Consider the following 18,966-nt stretch of genomic DNA (forward strand, 5'->3'; position numbering starts at 1 on the left):
TCGCGGCGGGCGGTGCCGAGGGGGTGCAACGTCGTAGAGTGACACAGGTCGTTGTCTCCTCTGGGTGACCGACACGTAACCGATTTGGCCGCCGATCGTTCACAATTGTTGGACAGCGGACCAGGAATGTTCGATGTCCCGCACCGTCGTACCGCCCCGTGCCCCCTCACGAAGGCGACCGCCGTGCTCCTCGCGTACCCGTTCCGCGTCCTCGTCCCCCGCCGGGCCCCGGAGACCGCCACGTCCACGGCGGTGGCGCTGCTCCTCTTCGCCGGTGCCCTCGACCTGGTGCCGACCGCGGTGGTGATCGCGTCGGCAGCCGGTGCCGGCGCCACGCTCGCCGGGCTACGGCTCTCCCGGCTGGCCGTCTCGCGCCGCGTGGGCCGGTCACCGCGAACGGCAGGCGTGCTGCTCGACGCGGCGGTGGTGACGGCCGGGCTGACCGCCGTCGCACTGCCGTTGGCCGGTGGCGGGCACGGCGTCGCCGTGCTGGTCGGGGCGCTACTCGTGGCGGCCCTCGCCGGGGCCGGGCTGCGCCGGCTGCCCGGCCGGACGCGCCCGGCTGTCCGGGTTCGGCTGCGCGGGCTCGTCGAGTCGGCCGGGCCGGCCGTCGGGCTCGCCCTTGCCGGCTGGTTGCTGCTGCCCGGTGCCGGCCCGCCGGTTGCGCCCCGGCTGCTTGCCGCGTTGGCGCTCGGTGGGCTCGGCATGGCCGCGCTCACCGCGTTCGCCGGGCCGCGGCCACGCTCGGGGACAGCGGTCTGCCGGGGCGGTGTCCTGCTGACCCTCGGCGGGCTGGTGCTGCTCGCCGCGCTGCCGTCCGCGCCGACCGGTCGGGTGGCCCTGCTGGCCGTACCCCCGCTGGTGCTCGGAATGTTGCTGGTCGCGGTCGGAGCTGTCGACGCGGCGGACGCGGACGGCACCGAGCCGGCGGCGGCGATCGCTTCGGCCTGGCCCCGGTCGGTGCTGCCCGCCGCGGTGGTCCTGCTGGCGACGGGTCTGCACGTGGCCTCCGGCCACGCACCGGATCGGACGAGCGTGTTGCTGGCCCTGGCGGCGGTGCCGCCCCTGGTGCTCCGCGAGCTGCTGCGTGCGGGTGACGCGGCCGGTATGGCGCGACCCGCCGCCCACCGTCGATCCGCCGGCAGCCAGGTGCGGCACCGCCATGCGGTCCAGCCACGCTGGCTTGGTGCTCTTCCGTCGGCGGACCCCGGGCACGACCAATCCCACCCCGCCGGTGACACGGCCGACCCGGCGACCGCGCAGGGTGCCGGCTCGGCCTGGACCCCGGCGGATGGCACCGGCTGGTCGGCGCTGAGCCGGCTGCCCGTTCCGGCGGGCGGTGGTCCGCCCGGTGACCGGGCGGCCCTGCTGGACGCCCTCGCCGCGATCGGCGACGTGCCGGCACCGTCCGGCGCGCTGCTGCTTGTGGACCTGCACGTCGCCGACGTGATCGGCCCGACCGCCCGGGAGGACGTGCTGGCCGAGGCGGTGCACCGGGTGCGCGCCGTGATCGCTCCCGAGGACCTGGTCACCGGCTGCGCGGGTGCCGGCTTCGCCGTGGTCACCCCCGCCGGCCCGGTGCTGGCGTACGCGCTGGGCACCCGGCTGCTCGGCGCGCTGGCCCCGCCCTACCTGTTGGCCGGCTCGGCGGTGCGCGTACAGGCCAGCATCGGGCTGGCCGAGGTGCGCGGGGACCGACCGGCGGACGTGCTCCGTCAGGCCGAGCTGGCCCGACGGCGGGCGGTGCAACTGGGCCGGGACCGGGTCGAGTGGTACGACGCGTTCCTGGAGGAACAACTGGTACGCCGGCTCGACCTGGAACGCGAACTGCCCGGGGCGGTGGCCCGGGGCGAGTTGGATCTCGTCTACCAGCCGGTGGTCGACCTGGCCGACGGGCAACCGGTGGGCGCGGAGGCACTGCTGCGCTGGCGGAGCCCGGTGCTCGGCACTGTGCTTCCGACCGAGTTGCTGCCGGTCGCCGAGGACCTGGACCTGGTCGGCGAGTTGGAGTGGTGGGTGCTGGACCGGGCCTGCCGGCAGCTGTCCAACTGGTCGGTGGGCGTCCGGGAGTTGTGGATGGCGGTCAACGTCACCACCCGGGAGTTGACGACGCCGGACTTCGTGCAGCGGACGGCGGCGGTGCTGGCCGCGTACGGGGTGCCGCCGGAGCGGCTCGTGGTGGAGGTGAGCGAGCCGAGGGTGGCGGGTGACCTGACGACAGTGGTGGCCCGGCTGGCCGGGCTACGGTCGCTTGGCGTCCGCACCGCGCTTGACGACTTCCGGGCCGAGCACGCCTCGCTCGCCCAGCTTCGTCGGCTGCCGATCGACCTGCTCAAGGTGGGCCCGGAGTTGGTGAGCGCCCGGCCGGACGGGCAACCACCGCTGATCGACGTGGTGGTCAACGTCGGTGAGCGGCTGGGCGTCGAGATCGTCGCCGAGGAGTTGGAGTCGTCGACGCAGGTCGAGGTGGCCCGCCGGGGTGGCTGCCGGTACGGGCAGGGGTTCGCGTTGGCCCGCCCGGCGACCGCCGAACGGGTGGAGGCGTACTTCGAGGAGTTTCCGTCAGCATCTCGCTGAACCGGTTCATCTCTCTCGGGGTGGTGCGGTGCTGCCCCGCGGGGTCAGCTGCGGCGTCTCGTCCTGCACCCGGCGCGCCGGCTCCCCACCGATGACGGCGAGCAGTTGCCGGGCGGCGTGGGCGCCGTACGCCGGGATGTCCCGGCCCAGCGCGGTCAGCGCGGGGTGCACCAGCCGGCACAGCGGTGAGTCGTCCCAGGCCACGATGGACAGGTCGGCGGGAACGCCGAGCCCCATCTCCTGAGCGACGGAGAGCCCGGCGATGGCCATCACGTCGTTGTCGTAGATGACAGCGGTGGGCCGCCGGGCGGAGCTGAGCAGCCGGCGGGTGGCCCGCCCGCCCTCCTCGCCGGTGTAGTCGGACCAGACGGTGACCGCGTCGAGCAGACCGAGCCGTTGACACACCGTCGCGAACGCCTCGGTGCGGATCTCGGTGTGCCGCAGGTCGGGCAGGCCGGCGACCCGGGCGATCCGCCGGTGCCCGAGCGCGACCAGGTACTCCACCGTCTCGGTCAACGCCGCCGCGTCGTCGGACCAGAGACTGGCCAGCGCGCCGGTGCCACCGGGCCCGCCGATCACCACGGCGGGCAGTTGGAGCTGCTCCAGGGCGGGGATGCGGCGGTCGTCGGTGCGCAGGTCGCAGACGAGCACCCCGTCCACCCGACGCTCGCCCCACCAGCGCCGGTAGACCGCGATCTCGGCGTCCGGGTCGGCCACCACCTGGAGGGTCAGCGCGTACGAGCGGGCGGACAGTTCGGCTTCGACGCCACTGATCAGCGCCATGAAGAACGGCTCGATGCCGAGGATCCGGGCCGGTCGGCACAGGGCCAGGCCGACCGCCCCGGCGGTGGCGGCGGAGAGCGCGCGGGCGGCGCTGCTCGGGCGGAACCCGATCTCCGTGGCGATGGCCAGGATGCGCTGTCGGGTGGCCTCGGAGACCCCGGGTTGCCCGTTCAACGCGTACGACACCGCGCCCTTGGACACGCCGGCGTGCCGGGCGACGTCGGCGATGGTCGGCCGCTTCACCGGCGTGCTCCTTCGCTAGCTGGCCGTTGACAGTCCGAAATCCGAACCATACGGTGGCTCAGCTTATCCGGTTCAGTGGACGTCTCTCGATGCGGAAGGTGCGGTGCGGAGTTGAGCCGACAGGCACTCTACGACGGTTGGACCCTGCGGGCGGCACCCGGAGCGGAGGTTCCCGACACCATCGCCGGTCGGGCCGTGCCCGCGACAGTGCCGGGGTGCGTCCACACCGACCTGCTCGACGCCGGGTTGATCCCCGACCCCTACCTCGACGACAACGAACTGGCGGTGGCCTGGATCGGGCGCACCGACTGGCACTACCGGACGAGCATCCGGCGCCCCGTCGGCGAACACGACCGGGTGGACCTGGTCTGCGCCGGCCTGGACACCGTGGCCACGCTCACCGTCAACGGCGTCGAGGTAGGCCGCACCGCGAACATGCACCGTGGCTACCGGTTCGACGTCCGCGCGTTGCTGCGCGACGGCGACAACGACCTGTCCGTGGCGTTCGACTCCGCGTACCGCTACGCCGAGGCGCAGCGGGAGCGGCTCGGCGACCGGCCCAACGCCTATCCGGAGCCGTTCCACTTCATCCGCAAGATGGCCTGCAACTTCGGTTGGGACTGGGGGCCGACCCTGGTCACGGCCGGCATCTGGCAGGACATCAGCCTGCACGCCTGGTCCACCGCCCGGCTGGCCGCCGTCCGGCCACTCGTCACGATGGACGGCCGCGACGGCCGGGTCGAGCTGCACATCGACATCGAGCGGGTCGCCGACGTTCCGCTTACCGTCCGGGCCGTCGTCGCCGGCACGCACGCCGAGGTGTTCGTTCCGGCCGGGCAGCGCACGGCCGTGCTGACCCTCACGGTCCGCGAGCCCGCGCTCTGGTGGCCCCGGGGGTACGGCGCGCAGGCACGCCACCCGATCGAGGTGACAGTGCACGCAGCGGCTGGCGACACCCTGGACACCTGGTCACACCGGATCGGCTTCCGCTCGGTGCGACTCGACACCACCCCTGACGAGCACGGCACCCCGTTCACACTGTCGGTGAACGACGTCCCGGTGTTCGTCCGTGGGGTCAACTGGATCCCGGACGACACGTTCCCCACCCGGATCACCCGCGACCGGCTCGCCCACCGGTTCGACCAGGCCGCCGAGGCCAACGTCAACCTGCTGCGGGTCTGGGGCGGAGGCCGGTACGAGTCGGCGGACTTCTACGACCTCGCCGACGAGCGGGGGCTCCTCGTCCAGCAGGACTTCCTCTTCGCCTGCGCCGCGTACCCGGAGGAGGAGCCGTTCGCCAGCGAGGTGGCCGCCGAGGCCGCCGAGCAGGTCACCCGGTTGACGCCCCACCCGTCGCTGGTGCTGTGGACCGGCAACAACGAGAACATCTGGGGCTGGCACGACTGGGACTGGCAGGAGCCGCTGGCCGGGCGGACCTGGGGGCGCGGCTACTACCTCGACGTACTACCCCGGACCGTCGCCGAGCTGGACCCGACCCGCCCGTACTGGCCGGGCAGCCCCTGGTCGGGCACCGAGACGATCCACCCGAACGACCCGGCGCACGGCACCACCCACATCTGGGACGTGTGGAACACCGACGACTACACCAGATACCGGGAGTACGTGCCCCGCTTCGTCGCCGAGTTCGGCTACCAGGCCCCACCGGCGTACGCGACAGTGCGCCGGGCGCTGAGCGACGACCCCCTGGCGCACGACTCACCGGGCATGGCGCACCACCAGAAGGCGGCAAACGGCGACGCCAAGCTCCAACGAGGGCTGGACGCCCACCTGCCCGCACCTGCGGACTTCGACGACTGGCACTACCTGACGCAACTCAATCAAGCCCGCGCCATCCAGCTCGGGGTGGAGCACTTCCGGTCCCACCGGGGCATCTGCGCCGGCACCATCGTCTGGCAGCTCAACGACTGCTGGCCGGTCACCTCCTGGTCGGCCGTCGACGGCGACGGCCGTCGCAAACCCCTGTGGTACGCCCTGCGCCACGCGTACGCCGACCGGCTGCTCACCGTCCAGCCCCGCGACGGAGGGCTGGCCCTGGTCGCGGTGAACGACGGCGGCACGCCCTGGCAGGCCTCGGCCTCGGTGAGCCGGGTGGCCCTCACCGGCGAGCCCAGGGCGAAGACGACGGTGGAGCTGGACGTCCCGGCGTACTCGGCGGTGACGCTGGCGCTGCCGGCGGAGCTGGCACGACCGGAGGATGCCCGGCGTGAGTTGCTTGTCGCGGAGGCCGGTGACACCGCGGAGCGGGCGCTGTGGTTCTTCGCCGAGGACCGGGACGTGGACTGGCCGGCGGCGGTCTGGGACGCGACTGTCGAGCCGGTCGACGGTGGGCAGCGGGTCCGGGTCACGGCCGGTACGGTGCTGCGCGACCTGGTCCTGTTCCCGGACCGCCTGGACGGCTCAGCCACTGTGGACGCCGCGCTTGTCACAGTGCTGCCGGGTGAGTCGACGACCTTCACCGTGCGGGCGAGCGGGCCGCTGGACCCTGCGGCGCTGACCAGCCGCCCGGTGCTGCGTTGCGTCAACGACATCGAGCGGAGCTAGGTAAAGGGCCGGACGAGATCACCGGGACGTGACCGAGACCGCCGCTGAGTAACCGTGTCCGAGGAATACCGCGCGGTGCCCGCCGAGTCGCAGAAGTCGCGAGGCGGCCCGTGGCGTGGGGCGGGCGACGCCCGCCCCACGCGTCGGTCAGCGTCGAGTCCAGCCACCGTTGAAGAGTGTGGTCAAACGGTTGTTCACCGCAATGGAGTAAGCCGTCTGCCCTGAAGACTTGGGGTGGAAGCTGCCGGAAGCATCGTATGGAAGTGCGCCGGCAGCGGTTTGATTGATGTATTCGCCGTTCGTCGAGCAAGCCGCGTGGCCGTCGAACTGGGCGACCGTCTCGTCCACGGCTTCCATGACCCCGGCTGTGCGAGCCGCGTCCTTGATCACTGCATTCAGTCGAGCGCCGAGGCGCAGAATCATGTACTTCTCGTCATCCTTCAACTGAAGGTTGACGAACAGGTTGCAGTCGCCTGATCCTGGCGGCTCGATCAGTAAGGGGTAGCCGGCGACCACGATATCGGCGCCCGGAACCTGGGTTCGAATGTCCGAATACAGCGACACCAAGCTGGGCTTGAGGTTGTCGATCTTGTCAGCGATGGACGGTTCGAGGCCAGCGCAGGAAGAAGTCTGGGTCAGGCAGGTCTGCAGCGAGTTGCCGAAGCCGACGTCGTTCCCACCGATGGTGAGTGTTACCAACCCCTCCTCGCCTGGGTTGTGGAAGACGGTGGAAAGTTGTCCGGCCCGCAAGCTCGGGATGGTCGCACCGGAGCAGGCCTGGTGATCGAAACTCGACCGGTCGAAGGGCGCTACGAAGTAGGGCCAGGCGTTTGTCGTTCGCTTGCAGTTGCCACCCGTATATCCGCCCTGCCCACCAGCGCCCAGCCCTGAGGAGTAGGAATCTCCAAGGGAGTTGATCTTCTTGTAACGGTCAAACGGTCGTCCCTTTGTGCGCGCCTCGACAGGCAGCGAGGGTGTGCCTTCGTTGAACCCATTTACCGGAACAACCCGGAACCTGTACCAGTGGCCAGGGAAGAGGACGTCCTGCGTGAAAGTGGTGCCAGGAATTGGCCACGGTAGGCGAATCCAGTTCGGTTCGGTGCGGTACTTCGTCAGGTCGATATATTCAATGTGGTAGCCGCTCGCGTTCGGGACCGCGCTCCACGATAGCCGAATTGAGTTTTCGGTCGCGGGAGCGGCCGTCAGCGTCGGTCGGCTGGACGGGTCGGGTCCGCCGATCGTGACTGCCGTGGAAGTGCCGGGGCGCCCGACCATGGTGCCCTTCGTGGGCACTATCCGGAATTCCACTCGTGACCCCGGAGCGAGAAAATTCGAGACGAAGCTGGTGCCGTTCACCGGGTAGGGGAGCCGGGTGAAGGCGGTTTCGCCGAGCGTGACGTTGCGCCGTTCGACGAGGTATCCCGTCGCCCCCGGTTTGCTGGCCCAGGTGAGCGAGGCTGCGCTGTCGAGCGGTGCGACGCTCGGCTGGTTACCGGTGCTGTTCCACTGGACGAACGATGGCCGGCTTCCGTACGGCGAACCAATCCCCAATCCGGCGAGCGCATCCGTGAAGGCAGCAGCAATTCGTGCCTCGCCTGTCGAATTCGGGTGAGTTCCGTCCCAGGTGTAGTATTCGGGGTACCACTCGAAATCGGGGCTGGCGATGGTGACTCGCGAATTGGAGGTGTTGAGTTCCGCCGCGAGCTGATCGTAGAGCACGTTCAGTTGCCTGGTGTCCTGGACGTTTTCCGGAGTGGACTGCCAGATGTCGTACCGGGAGAGGGTGTGACCGATGATGAAATCCACCCCGGGGTTGGCCGACCTCGCGTTGGCGATGAAGCCCCGCATGTCTTGGGCAACCTGACTCGGGCTTGCTCCCTGCACGAGGTCGTTGATTCCGAGTAGCACGAGCAGGACGCCGGCCCCCGACGTTGCGACTTTGCCGGAAATTGCAATCTTCTCGTCGGACAGCCGACGGCCCCAAAATGCGTTGTGGGCCTGGTCGAACGACGGGTTGGCGTAGGCGGTCGAGCCGTGTTGATTCGTTACATTATTGTAGAGGTCGGTTTTTGGGCCCACGAAATCAACTGCACCCGGAGCGGTTGTGGCCAGTCTCTCGTGAAGACGGAAGCGCCAGGTGAAGTCACCAGAGGATCCCTGGCTGATCGAGTCGCCGACAATCATCATTTTGGTAACCGCCGCCTGTGCCGGTGTGGGCGCTACTGCTAGAAATCCCGCCATCAGCAGCAATGAGCACAGCAAACGTCCAATATTGCGCATGTCACCCCCGTGACAACTCATGAAAATACGTGGTTGACACATTAGGATCTGACGACTCTGCGCGTAACAGCCCTATGGGCCATTGACCTGTATGCGTGCCGATGCTAGTGATCTCCACGTGAGAGGAGCGGCCTGGCCGTACGGATCAGGTGGATTGACCAGATTCCGCCGCTCACCGCGATTGCGCATCGCGCCGGCCGGAGTAATCAGCGGGCGCTGTGGTTCTTCGCCGTGGACCGGGACGTGGACTGGCCGGCGCCGGCCCGGGACGCCGCGGTCGAGCCGGTCGACGGTGGGCAGCGGGTCCGGGTCACGGCCGGTGCGGCGCTGCGCGACTGTGCCCGAGCCGTCTCGACGCCTCCGCCACTGTGGACGCCGTCCTCGCCACCCTGCTCCCGGGTGAGTCGGCGACCTTCACCGTGCGCGCCGACGCCGCGTTGGGCCCGCCGGCGTTGACCAGCCGCCCGGTGCTGCACTGCGTCGACGACATCTGAGCGGACAGGCCTTTGGTCAGACCCTTGGTGGTGGAGGGCCTGATTGATCACGTGGCGGACCACTAGCCCGCACGGCCCACGATTGAAGACTTCTTCAAGTGCTAAAGTCTTCGCATCCATAGGGAGAGGTGCTCATGTCGGTCCCGCTGTACCAGGCGAAGGCGGAACTTTTCCGCACCCTCGGGCACCCGGTGCGCATCCGGGTCCTCGAACTGCTCCAGGACGGCCCGAAGCCGGTCCGCGACCTGCTCGCCGTCATCGAGGTCGAGGCATCCAACCTCTCCCAGCAACTCGCCGTGCTGCGCCGCGCCGGGATGGTCACCTCACATCGCGACGGACCCCTCGTCATGTACGCGCTGAGCACCCCGGACGTGGCCGACCTGCTGGCCGCCGGGCGGCGGATCCTCGGCGCGGTCCTCACCGACCGGGACGGCCTCCTCGGGGAGCTACGCGCCACCGGCGCGGACAGGTGAGCCGCGCCATCCCGGTGGCCCGAGAGCGGATCCTCGGGCTGCTGCCCGGTCGGGCCGACTGGGCGGCCGTCCACCGCTCACCGCGCCGGGACCTGCTGGCCGGGCTCACCGTGGCGGTGGTGGCGCTGCCGTTGGCCTTGGCGTTCGGCGTCACCTCCGGGCTGGGCGCCGAGGCCGGATTGATCACCGCCGTGATCGCCGGCGCGGTGGCCGCTGTCTTCGGTGGCTCCAACCTCCAGGTTTCCGGGCCGACCGGGGCGATGACAGTGGTGCTGGTCCCGGTGGTGCAGCAGTTCGGAGCCACCGGCGTGCTCATGGTCGGGGCGATGGCCGGCCTGGTGCTCATCGCGCTCGCCCTGGCCCGCCTGGGCCGGTACGTCCGCTACCTGCCCACCCCGGTGCTGGAGGGTTTCACCGCCGGCATCGCCGTGGTCATCGCGCTGCAACAGGTACCCGCCGCACTCGGCATCAGCGACGCGCACGGAGAGAAGGTCTGGGCCGTCGCCTTCGACGCGGTCGCCCGTTTCGTCGTACACCCGCAGCCGGCCGCACTGGCGGTGGCCCTCGCCGTCGCGGCGCTGATGCTGCTGGGTGCCCGGTGGCGACCCGGCCTGCCGTTCTCCCTGCTCGGCGTGGGAGCCGCCACCGTCCTCGCCGAGTTCATCCCGGTCGATCTGGCCCGGATCGGCGCGCTGCCGCAGGGCCTGCCGGCGCCCTCCCTCGGCTTCCTCGACCTCGACGCGCTGGGCGTGCTGCTGCCCAGTGCGCTCGCCGTCGCCGCGCTCGCCGCCCTGGAGAGCCTGCTCTCCGCCACCGTCGCCGATGGCATGACCGTCGGCCAGCGGCATGACCCGGACCGGGAGTTGTTCGGTCAAGGGCTGGCCAACCTCGCCGCCCCACTCTTCGGCGGCATCCCGGCGACCGCCGCCATCGCCCGGACGGCGGTCAATGTCCGCGCCGGGGCGGCATCGAAGTTGGCGGCCCTCACCCACGCCGTCGCCCTCGCGGCGATCGTGCTCGCCGCCGCGCCGTTGGTCGGCCGGATCCCGCTCGCCGCCCTGGCCGGGGTGCTGCTGGCCACCACCGTCCGCATGGTGGAGGCCGGCTCGCTGTGGGCGCTGGCCCGGGCCACCCGAGGTGATGCGGTAGTGCTGGTACTCACCTTCGCCGTCACCGTGATCTGGGACCTCGTCACCGCCGTCGCGGTCGGCGTCGGCGTTGCAGTGGTGCTCGCCCTGCGCGCGGTGGCCCGCAGCGCCCGGTTGGAACAGGTGCCCCTCGACCCCGGGGAACACAACGCCGAGGAGTACGCGCTGCTCACCGAACACATCGTCGCGTACCGGCTGGACGGGCCGCTCTTCTTCGCTGCCGCCCACACCTTCCTCCTCGAACTCTCCGAGGTCAGCGACGTCCGTGTCGTCATCCTGCGGATGTCCCGGGTGACCACGATGGATGCCACCGGTGCGCACGTCCTCGGCGATGCGATCCGGCGGCTACGCGGACGCGGGATCACCGTCCTGCTCTCCGGCATCACCCCCGCCCACGACCAGGTCCTCGCCACCCTCGGAGTCGCTGACGACCTGCGCCGCGAAGGGCTGGTCTTCCCGGACACCCCCGCCGCCATCCGGTACGCCCGCGCGGTAGCGCTTCCTGCGATGGGCCAGCCGACGGTCGTACCCGCCGACTGAGCGGTACGGCCTGCTGTCGCCTTCCGGATAGCGGGGGACGTGCGGTGGCGCGGTGACCGTTCAATGACAGACATGCGGGAATTCAGCGCCACAGTCGTGGCGAAGGCACTTGTCGTGGCCGCCATTCCTGTCGGTGCCGTGGGGTTCGTCGTCCCCGATCCGTGGGCCGTCGCCTCGATCGTGGCCAGCCTCGTCCTCGTGGTCGCCGCCGGCGCGGTGTGGTGGTTGATCGTCCGCACCCTGGGGCGGTGGCACCGTCGGCACGGCACCGGTGAAGCTGGCGGCCCGGCTGCGACAGGCGGCGGCAGCGACTACTACTACGACCCCGAGCTTGTGGTGTATGCCTCCCGGTCTGTCCGCAGGCACCAACTGATGGTGTCGAGCACCAGCCGTGTCCGCCGGGCCGGCATGAAGCGCAACATGGCGCGCATCGCGACACTGGCCGCTTCCGCGCAGCGGAGCGCCCGGCGCGAGCAACTGTGGTGGCTGGTCGTAGGCCTGGCGGCGTCCATCCCGATCGGCGTCGCCATCAACCTCGCCACCGGGTGACTATGCGCTGACGCGGTCGGCTGCCTCGCTGATCAGGTGGGCGAGTTTGCCGGCCTTCTCGGCAGCCGTTCTGTTCTCTGTCACTACGCCGTTGCGGGTGGGTGTCCGGGCGACTCCCGAGACACCCACCGAAGCCTCAGCGGATGGTGGCGGTCGCTTGGACGAACGTGGCCCAGGCGACGGGAGCAAAGGTGAGGGCCGGACCGTGCGGATCTTTGCTGTCGCGTACGGCGACAACGTCGGGCAGGTTGTCGGCGACTTCGACGCACTCGCCGCCGTTGCCCGCGCTGCGGGTGCTCTTGCGCCACCGGGCGGCGGTCAGGTCAACCATTGTGAACCTCTCCGATGATCTTATTGATCAGTTGGAACGATTGTCCCTCATCGAGGGCGAGTGACAGCAAGCTCGACCCGACCTTCTCGTAGGTCGCAAACTCGTGGGGACGGTCGAGGTAGAGGGCGCCGGTGATCGCCTCGCTGTAAACCAACGGAGGCTCAGGGGTGGTGCGGTTCCCGAGCGGAAAGTCAAGAAGCACGAACTCGCCCCCAACAGTGCCGTGATGCGGTCCGGCGGCCAAGGGCAACACGCGAATCGAGATGTTCGGCAGGCGAGTCAGTCGTAGCAAGTTGTGGAGTTGGTCCGCCATAATCTCGGGGCTGCTGACCGGCCGTAGGAGCACCGATTCGCAGAGCATCACCTGCACCTGCGGAGCCTGGGGTAGGCGACGGGTCAGCAGGGACTGCCGTTGCAGTCGAAGTTCGACCGCGCGCTCTCGGTCGTCGTCGCTCATGTCGGGCTGGTCGATGCGGTAGATGCCCCTGGCGTAGTCCCGGCTCTGAAGGATGCCGGGCACGAGGCTGTTTTTGTAGAAGCGGAGCTTCGACGCGGCGGATTCCAGGCCCACGTACAGCTCGAACCACTCCGGGACGGCGTCGCCGTACGCGTGCCACCAGCCCTTCGCCTTTGTCTCGCTGGCCAGTGAGGTCAGCGCCCGGGTCAGCTCGCCCGTTGCCCCGTACAGCTCGCACATCGCCCGGACGTCGACGCCGCGCACCGAACCGAGCCCACTTTCGATCCGCCACACCTTCTGACGGCTGCACTCCAGCGCTTCGGCGACCGCGTCGAGGGTCGCGCCCGCCTCGGTGCGCAAGTCACGTAACGCCCTGCCGAGCTGGCGTCGGGGCACCGTCGAGCCCATGTCATCGGCCACCCGGCTCTCCTTCCTGTTGAGTTTTGCAACATCCCGACAGCCGTTCTGCAACAGGTAAATGTTGCGCACGAATACTGGAACAATGTGATCGGATATCCATTGTGATAGCGCCCTGACCTTACAAGACGGTTCCGAAAACGGCGGTGGACGCGCAATTACCGCGCCGATGAGTGTCGGTCGGAATTTCAGGAAGGGTGGTGCTGCTTCGTGCGCGCCCTTCCGGCGCGACGACGACGGGGTACGCCTTCTCGCTCGGACCCGTGACCCGCGCCGCCAGCGGTAGGAGTTGGAAGCTGGACGGGCGGTGGAGCGTCCTGCAATGACCGCACCCGTGGCTACGGAGCGTGAGATGACGTGTCCGCTCTGCCAAGCTCTGGCACGGTATCGATACCGATCATCCTGACATCTTCCTTACCTGCCGCCACATAGCCTTCCGGTGTTCCTGACCGTGATCGATCCTGGAGGCTGCAACGTGTGGATCAACGGACGGCTGCTCGTGCCGATCTCGTTGGTGTTGGTGATGGCGACCGCCGCCTGTGACACGGCGATGGCGCCGGCTTCCGGGCGGGGCGATGTTCCGCGCTCAGGTCCGAGTGCTGCGCGTCCCGGTGATACACCGACCTCCAGCCCGACTCCGGATATTCCGACCGACGAGCAGATCCCCACCCGGGCTGCTGGCACCTTCACCACCGCCACCGGCAACGGTCGCGTGATCGGTACGGGCCGGAAGCGGGTGCGCTACAGCGTCTCGGTGGAGAAGGGCATCGCCTGGGGTGACATCCCGGCCTGGAAGCCGGACCGGTTCGCCGAGAGCATCGAGCAGGTGTTGGCGGCACCGAACGGGTGGGCCGATTCCGCAGAACACCCGGTCACCAACTCCGCGGTGAACCTGAACCGGGCGTCGTGGTCCTTCCAGCGGGTCGGCAGCTCGAAGGTCGACGTCGACGTGAGGCTCGCGACACCGAGGACAGTGGACCGACTCTGCGGCGCGAGCGGCGTCGACACCGAGGGCGTCTACTCGTGCAAGTACGGCAAGACGATCATGATCAATTTGCGGCGGTGGCTCCAGGGCTCACCGGGATATCCGGTCAGCATCGACGAGTACCACGCGGGCGTCATCAACCACGAGTTCGGCCACTTCCTCGGATTCGCGCACATGAAGTGCGGCGGTCGCGGCAAGCCGGCCCCGGTCATGATGACGCAGACGATAGATCTGGGCGGGTGCGTGCCCAACGTCAGCCCGTTCGTCGGCAACGGGCAGTTCGTCAGCGGACCGTGGGCACCATCCTGACCCGGTGATCCCCGCCCCGCCGCAACGTTGATCAACGAAGCGCAGCGATCATGTGCCCAACGGAGGTCGACGGATTGCCGTCCGGGGGCGGGTCGAGTTGACCAGCCCGCCGACAGGCGTCCTCAATCCGGTCGCGGAAGTTGCCGAAGTTGAGTCTGGTCTTGTCCCAGGAGGGGTCATGCTCCCGCAGCAGGTCGCGGGCTCTTTTGGCGTTCTCCACGAACCGGGTGCAGTTGCCATAGTGGAGCAGTAGCCACACCTCGAAGCAGGGATTGGACCAGGCTAGATTGACGTCGTTAGCGGCAGATTCGCGGTTTGCCGGCTCAGTGGCGAAGTCGTCGACGTAGCAGACGGCCCATGCTTCGTCGAAGTCGTCGCGCTGCCGCCGCCGCGCCGCACCTCGTACCACGTTGACCGGGGACCCGCGCTCTGCCACGACGACCACCCGAGGGCGCACCCACGCCTCCTGCTTGAGACCGTTGAAGTAGTCCCGTTCGGTGGATTCACCATTGGTGGCGATCAGTATGGTCTTCCGCTGCTCTCGGGTCGATGCGCGTCGGCGGAGATCGGTCTCGTGGCCACGGCCGGACCGTATCGAGCCCGAGGCACGCCGATCACCCTGCCGGGGCGTCATCCGAGCCTCCACGGGTGGCAAGGGCCTGCTCAAACAGGTCGGTGGACAGGTTGGGAACTGCGCCGTAGTTGCCGTTCAAGTAACGGCGCTGACGGTTCTCACCTTCTTTCCGAGGCTTGAAGTCGGTCAACGGATACAGCGAGGAGGCGCCCTCGTTATCCTTCTCCACGAACCAGATTTCGTCGCGGCGCAGGATCTCCTCAGCGTCGAGGGTGCCGAGCAGGGCGGCGTCGTGGCTGGTGAAGATGAGTTGGCCACCGAGCGGGTTCGCGGCCGGGCTACGGAACAGGCTGATGAGCTTGGCGGTCAGGATCGGGTGCAAGCTCGCATCGATCTCGTCGATCAGCATTGTGGTGCCGGTACGTAGCATCGCTGCGGCATGCAGACCCAGGGTCAGCAGTTGCCGGGTGCCGGTCGACTGGTCCTGCAGGTCAAGCAGTGCTGTGCCGTGCGGGCCCTGATGAGCGAACTGAACGCGGGGCGAGGGCCGGATAGCCGCGACGGCTTTCTTTAGTCGGTCGCTTAATCTTCTGGCTGGCAGGTCGGACCAGACGGCCTGATCATCACCCGAATCAGAGGCGATCACGACGTCAACGATCCCCACGTCGGCGGCCTGCAACAGGTCAACGACCAGGCGGCGTACCTCATCGGCATCCGACTGGCCGATACGGACGAGGGCGGACAGCCCGGAGTTGGGGTCAGTCCGTTGGCCTGTCAGGTAGAACCACCGGTAGGTGTCATGCAACGGCTGTGGGTTTGTCGGATCCGGTTGGGGTCGGCTGTGGCCAAAGCGCGCGACCGTGCTGAGAAATAGAGCTGTTGGCGCGGTGATACCAGCGATCTGCTCCAGGTCGCTGCGCCGGCCCGACTCCTCACCCCAGTTGAAGACGTCACCGTCGCGCTCGAAGACGCGCCGGCGGCGTCCCAGTGGATAGTGGTAGAGCCACTCCTCCAGCACCCGGTCGTCGTCGATCGTGAAGCCATAGGTGTGTCTGATCCCGCCGAGCCGAAGGTCGACGACGTAGCGCGATGGTTGGGTGCCGGCTAGCGGATCCAACCGGAACGGCTCCCGGGACAGCCCCACCCCGGGCTCGACCGCCCGGTCAGACTCCACGACCATCTGTCGCATGAACGCCAGCGCGCCCAGACAGTTCGACTTGCCCGACGCGTTGGCTCCGAAGATGCCGACGACCTGGACCGCCTGCGGAGCCGGCTCGTCGGCCTCGGCCCCGTCGCCGTAGACGGGCGTCAGGTTCAGCTGATGCTCGTCGTGAAAAGAACGATGGTTGGCGAAGCGGAAACTCAGCAGCATTGGCCGCATGCCCCTAGCTCGTGGGCGATGCAGGCCAGCCTTGCCGCTGGCGGCGTTTTAATCGCGGCGTATGCAGTCGCTGCCGAAGCTGCGCGCCTCAGGCCCGTGAGGCGATCCTGACCGCCTCGGCGAGCATGGCATCCAGCTCGTTGTCGGTCAGGTTTTCCTCCGTAAGGATTTTCTGCACCGTGGCCGCCTGGATGCGACCGATCATCTCCTGACTGATCGAGTAGTCGATTGACGGATCGATGATCGACATGATCAGTGTCTCGGCGGCCTCAGCATCGATCTCGGGTCCACCGTCAGCGAGCCCTGCTCGGAGGCCACCGACGAACGTGATGACCTCAGCACGCCCGGTGGTTTCGCCGAAGCGACGATCGACGGCGAGGAAGAAGACCGCCGCGAGGAAGCGAGGAAGCCCGTCCCACCCTTCGACGTCAAGCCTTGCCTCAACCGCATCGTTGGCGGCGTGATCGCCGCGCACCATCGTCCGGATGTACTCCGGCAGCTCAGGCCTGATCATCTTCGTCTCGCTCCCTCGCTCGTCGAGCTTTGCCATGGTTCCATATGGCCTTCGCGGTCACCGCCAACGCGCCAGCTGCCATCACTACGGCGGTCACCGGGTTGTCTACCTGCGGGCGTTCGTGAGCCGGCGTGGGTTGAGGGCTCGTCGTGCCGCTTGTGGGGCGTTCCTGCTGTTGCTTGAAAAACTTGAGTACTGCTTTGGCGTTGGTCTCGGCATTCTTCAGGCTGTCCTCGGTGTTGTCGGCCTTCTGGACCTGTTTGCGCCAGGCGATGTCGGCCCGGCGCCCACGCCTTTCGGCTTCGGTCAGTAGACGTTCCCCCGTCGGGGAGGCGTCGCCCCCTGCCGGTTCGGTAGGGGCGGCACCGGGGGCGATGGTGTTGACATACCCGGTGATGTGCCGGGCAGCCTCGGCCAGGAGGCGGGCGTAGCGGCCGGCTTTGTCGCGGGCCACCTCGGCGTCCGCGACTGCCGCGCTCAACCCTCGGTCAGCACTGCCCCGCTGCACCCCGGCCAGGTGCGCCAGGGCCTGCTCCGCGTCCGTCCGGGCGCGCAGCGCCGTAACGGCTGCGGTGTCGAGCTTTCCGCGTACGGCGAGAAGCTGCGCGACGACCTCGGCGATGCTGCCACTCATCCGAGGCGGGTGAGGTAGGTGTTTGCGTGTTTGGCGGCGTTGTCGAAGCGGCGGCGGGTCGGTTCGACCTCTGCGCTTGCTGCGACAAGCGCCTGATGTACCGCTTCCACGTCGTCGTCGCGGCTGCCCCGCAGCACGGCGTCCGCCATTCGGGTGGCTGCCTCCGTGTCAGAGGCTGCCTGGTCGAAAACCCGCCGTCCCTGGCGGGCGGCTTCGATGGCGGCGCGGAGAGACGCCTTGACCTCGCCAACGCTCATCGCTGCGGCCGATACTCAGCCGAGGACGCTGATGTAGCGGCGTGCCGCCTCTGAGCTGCCCTGCACCAGGGTCATGGCTTCGGCCAGGCGCTGCTTGCTCTGCTCACCTCGGGCGATGGCCTCGGCGATCGTCGGATGCCCGGTGCCGGCGGAGATTGCGCGTAGCCGGGCCAGCATCTGTTCGGTGTTGTCGGCGGCGGCCCGGATCTGGTTGATGGTGGCGTTGCCCTGCTCGGCGGCCTGCATCAGCGCTGCCTTGACTTCTTCGATGCTCGCCATGCGGCCCTCCGTCTGACGATCCCGCAACGAGTTCACGTTTGCGTGGTCGGACGGACACTATCGGAGATGGAGGTGGCACGCAGCCCCGCCGCTTACAGGTATTCCGCCGCCATCCGTTCCACGTCGGCGATGAACTCTTCAAGCTGTGTCTCGGTGGGATCGCGGTCCTGAAGCGGTCTTTGCTGCCGCAGACCGCGACGATGCCGGGCAGGTTACGGCGCTGCCCGGCCGGTGCGTCTCTTCGCCGGCCGGGCAGCGGGGCGGTGCTTGTCAGGTGGTGGTGGTGAGGCGGCTCTTCAGCATCTCGGCCAGGTCGGCGGTCTCCGCCGCCGGCGGCGCCTCGATGGTCACCGTCTTGCCGTAGTCGGTGTAGTCGATGACCATGTCGCTGACCTTGCCCATGACCAGGCTCACCCGGCGCGGCCGGTACTGCTCGTCGACCCACAGGTCGAGCTTGATCTCCTTGACGCCCTGCGCGGTGAACGCCTGCTCGCTGGCGGCCCGCATCTTGGCGTCGATCTGCTTGAGGTAGGTCGCCACCGGCGTGGTGACGGTGTAGTGGACGGTCGTCGCCCCGTTCACCGTCTCCTGCCCGACCACGGTCGTGCCCTCGATGCCCAGCAACGTCCTGACCTGCTTGATCGGGTCCATGTCATCGAACTGCTTGGCGAAGTCGGTGCCCGTCTTGCCGCCGTTCATCGCGGTCATGTCCATCTTCATCCAGCGCTTCCCGCCGGTGGTCGCGCGTTGCGCCGCCGGAACCTCGACGAAGACCACCGGGCCGATCATCCGAGCGGTGACCTCGGGGCCGTCCGGGACGGTCATCCTCAACTCGGCCTGGGCCGGGTCACCCAGGTTCAGGTGACCCTGCATCGAGATGCTCTGACCGTTGACGTTGCCCTTCATCGTCAGGGCCACCGAGTCGGTCTTGGCGGTGCTGTCGACCGTCTTCTGCAGCGACCCCTTGAGGTCGCTGGCAAGCAACTCCAGGACGCTTGGCTGCTTGTCTGACGCCTCGGTCGAATCGGTCTGCGGGCTGCAGGCAGCCCCGGCGAACGCGGTGACCGCCGCGATCGTCAACCCGGCGGTCTTCTTCCACAGTGCCACGTTCATGCCTCTTCCCCCGTAGGAACCTGGCTTCCCAGATAGACCGACGCCACGCTAGTCCATGGAGTCCAC

General features: G+C 68.7%; 18 protein-coding genes. 7 read left to right on the top strand and 11 right to left on the bottom strand.

Annotated elements, in window-relative coordinates; translation table 11 throughout:
* Positions 1–183 precede the first annotated feature (183 nt).
* Complete coding sequence (locus tag AB0B85_RS16100; RefSeq protein ID WP_357407838.1) at positions 184–2,577, top strand: GGDEF domain-containing phosphodiesterase; 2,394 nt, start codon at positions 184–186, stop codon at positions 2,575–2,577.
* Positions 2,578–2,583: 6 nt separating this feature from the next.
* On the opposite strand, the gene AB0B85_RS16105 is transcribed toward AB0B85_RS16100, so the two are convergent.
* A complete protein-coding gene (locus AB0B85_RS16105) occupies positions 2,584–3,603 on the bottom strand; it encodes a LacI family DNA-binding transcriptional regulator (RefSeq protein WP_357407840.1) in 1,020 nt (339 codons plus the stop codon).
* Positions 3,604–3,714: 111 nt separating this feature from the next.
* On the opposite strand from AB0B85_RS16105, the gene AB0B85_RS16110 reads away from it, so the two are divergent.
* A complete protein-coding gene (locus AB0B85_RS16110; RefSeq protein ID WP_357407842.1) occupies positions 3,715–6,165 on the top strand; it encodes a glycoside hydrolase family 2 protein in 2,451 nt (816 codons plus the stop codon).
* 147 nt (positions 6,166–6,312) lie between these two features.
* Here the strand turns inward: AB0B85_RS16110 and AB0B85_RS16115 are convergent, their stop codons facing one another.
* Complete coding sequence (locus AB0B85_RS16115) at positions 6,313–8,445, bottom strand: GDSL-type esterase/lipase family protein (protein WP_357407844.1); 2,133 nt, start codon at positions 8,443–8,445, stop codon at positions 6,313–6,315.
* A gap of 368 nt (positions 8,446–8,813) precedes the next feature.
* On the opposite strand from AB0B85_RS16115, the gene AB0B85_RS16120 reads away from it, so the two are divergent.
* The 4 genes from AB0B85_RS16120 to AB0B85_RS16135 all read left to right on the top strand — a co-directional run bounded on the left by AB0B85_RS16120 (position 8,814) and on the right by AB0B85_RS16135 (position 11,649).
* Positions 8,814–8,939, top strand: a complete 126-nt coding sequence (locus AB0B85_RS16120) for a hypothetical protein (protein WP_357407846.1) — start codon at positions 8,814–8,816, stop codon at positions 8,937–8,939.
* 134 nt (positions 8,940–9,073) lie between these two features.
* Positions 9,074–9,412, top strand: a complete 339-nt coding sequence (locus AB0B85_RS16125) for a metalloregulator ArsR/SmtB family transcription factor (RefSeq protein ID WP_112604395.1) — start codon at positions 9,074–9,076, stop codon at positions 9,410–9,412.
* Positions 9,409–11,100 carry a SulP family inorganic anion transporter gene (locus tag AB0B85_RS16130; protein WP_357407848.1) on the top strand — a complete coding sequence of 564 codons (1,692 nt, stop codon included), beginning with the start codon at positions 9,409–9,411 and terminating at the stop codon, positions 11,098–11,100. Before AB0B85_RS16125 ends, AB0B85_RS16130 begins: the two co-directional genes overlap by 4 nt.
* 72 nt (positions 11,101–11,172) lie before the next feature.
* Positions 11,173–11,649 (top strand): hypothetical protein, encoded by a 477-nt coding sequence (locus AB0B85_RS16135; RefSeq protein ID WP_357407850.1) that lies wholly within the window; start codon positions 11,173–11,175, stop codon positions 11,647–11,649.
* 136 nt (positions 11,650–11,785) lie between these two features.
* Here the strand turns inward: AB0B85_RS16135 and AB0B85_RS16140 are convergent, their stop codons facing one another.
* Together AB0B85_RS16140 and AB0B85_RS16145 are read right to left on the bottom strand one after the other, a co-directional pair.
* Complete coding sequence (locus tag AB0B85_RS16140; RefSeq protein ID WP_357407852.1) at positions 11,786–11,980, bottom strand: DUF397 domain-containing protein; 195 nt, start codon at positions 11,978–11,980, stop codon at positions 11,786–11,788.
* Positions 11,973–12,857, bottom strand: coding sequence for a helix-turn-helix transcriptional regulator (locus tag AB0B85_RS16145; RefSeq protein ID WP_357407854.1), 885 nt, complete (start codon positions 12,855–12,857; stop codon positions 11,973–11,975). Before AB0B85_RS16145 ends, AB0B85_RS16140 begins: the two co-directional genes overlap by 8 nt.
* A 436-nt stretch (positions 12,858–13,293) precedes the next feature.
* Here AB0B85_RS16145 and AB0B85_RS16150 point away from each other — a divergent pair, with 436 nt between their 5' ends.
* The gene (locus AB0B85_RS16150; RefSeq protein WP_357407856.1) at positions 13,294–14,148 is read left to right on the top strand and encodes a DUF3152 domain-containing protein; all 855 of its coding nucleotides are present in this window, start codon (positions 13,294–13,296) and stop codon (positions 14,146–14,148) included.
* Positions 14,149–14,179: 31 nt separating this feature from the next.
* Here the strand turns inward: AB0B85_RS16150 and AB0B85_RS16155 are convergent, their stop codons facing one another.
* The 7 genes from AB0B85_RS16155 to AB0B85_RS16185 form a co-directional block, all read right to left on the bottom strand.
* A complete protein-coding gene (locus tag AB0B85_RS16155) occupies positions 14,180–14,782 on the bottom strand; it encodes an RloB family protein (protein ID WP_357407858.1) in 603 nt (200 codons plus the stop codon).
* Positions 14,763–16,094 (bottom strand): AAA family ATPase, encoded by a 1,332-nt coding sequence (locus AB0B85_RS16160; RefSeq protein ID WP_357407860.1) that lies wholly within the window; start codon positions 16,092–16,094, stop codon positions 14,763–14,765. The genes AB0B85_RS16155 and AB0B85_RS16160 overlap by 20 nt, the downstream gene beginning before the upstream one ends.
* Positions 16,095–16,191: 97 nt before the next feature.
* Positions 16,192–16,617 (bottom strand): hypothetical protein, encoded by a 426-nt coding sequence (locus tag AB0B85_RS16165; RefSeq protein WP_357407862.1) that lies wholly within the window; start codon positions 16,615–16,617, stop codon positions 16,192–16,194.
* Positions 16,604–17,251, bottom strand: coding sequence for a hypothetical protein (locus tag AB0B85_RS16170; protein ID WP_357407864.1), 648 nt, complete (start codon positions 17,249–17,251; stop codon positions 16,604–16,606). Before AB0B85_RS16170 ends, AB0B85_RS16165 begins: the two co-directional genes overlap by 14 nt.
* Positions 17,248–17,508, bottom strand: a complete 261-nt coding sequence (locus AB0B85_RS16175) for a hypothetical protein (protein WP_357407866.1) — start codon at positions 17,506–17,508, stop codon at positions 17,248–17,250. The genes AB0B85_RS16170 and AB0B85_RS16175 overlap by 4 nt, the downstream gene beginning before the upstream one ends.
* A 15-nt stretch (positions 17,509–17,523) precedes the next feature.
* The gene (locus tag AB0B85_RS16180) at positions 17,524–17,787 is read right to left on the bottom strand and encodes a hypothetical protein (protein WP_357407868.1); all 264 of its coding nucleotides are present in this window, start codon (positions 17,785–17,787) and stop codon (positions 17,524–17,526) included.
* 270 nt (positions 17,788–18,057) lie between these two features.
* Entirely contained in the window at positions 18,058–18,900 is an 843-nt protein-coding gene (locus AB0B85_RS16185; protein ID WP_357407870.1) for a hypothetical protein, read from the bottom strand.
* Positions 18,901–18,966: the final 66 nt, after the last annotated feature.

Origin of the sequence: Micromonospora sp. NPDC049044, from assembly GCF_040649215.1 — a bacterium.
Classification (GTDB): domain Bacteria; phylum Actinomycetota; class Actinomycetes; order Mycobacteriales; family Micromonosporaceae; genus Micromonospora.